This is a genomic window from Pseudoroseomonas cervicalis ATCC 49957, assembly GCF_000164635.1.
Lineage (GTDB): Bacteria > Pseudomonadota > Alphaproteobacteria > Acetobacterales > Acetobacteraceae > Pseudoroseomonas > Pseudoroseomonas cervicalis.
The window spans coordinates 1-531 of sequence record NZ_GG771256.1 but is presented as its reverse complement, the minus strand read 5'-3'; the positions used below and the strand labels follow the sequence as shown (position 1 = coordinate 531).

Annotated in this window: 1 protein-coding gene; it reads left to right on the top strand. The window is 77.8% G+C overall.

The window, feature by feature from the left end; translation table 11 throughout:
• Positions 1-531, top strand: a 531-nt coding sequence (locus HMPREF0731_RS22870; protein ID WP_007006662.1) for a VOC family protein, incomplete at both ends; no start/stop codon positions are given.

Genomic DNA, 531 nt, shown 5'->3' with positions numbered 1-531 from the left:
CGCCGCAGGCCCGCGCCGAGCGGGGCGACGAGCCCGGCCTGTTCCACACCGCCTTCCTGCTGCCCTCCCGCGCCGCGCTGGCCGGCTGGCTGCGGCATGCCGCCGCGCTCGGCGTGGCGCTGGAGGGCGCCTCGGACCATGGCGTCAGCGATGCGCTGTATCTGAGCGACCCCGAGGGCAACGGCATCGAGGTCTATGCCGACCGGCCGCGCGCCGGCTGGCCGCGCCCCGGCGCCGGCGAGCGCATCGGCATGGGGACCAGCCGGCTGGACCTGCCGGCGCTGCTGGCCGAGGCGCCGCGGGCGGCGCCGCCGCCGGGGGTGCGCATCGGCCATGTGCATCTGCGCGGCGGCGACATCCCCGCCACCGCCGCCTTCTACGAAGGGCTCGGCCTGGAGGAGACGCATGCGCGGCCGCGCGCCCGCTTCCTGGCCAGCGGCGGCTACCACCACCACCTGGCGGTGAATGGCTGGCACAGCGCCGGGCAGCGGCCTGAAGGGCTGCTCGGGCTGGACCATGTGGCGCTGGCGG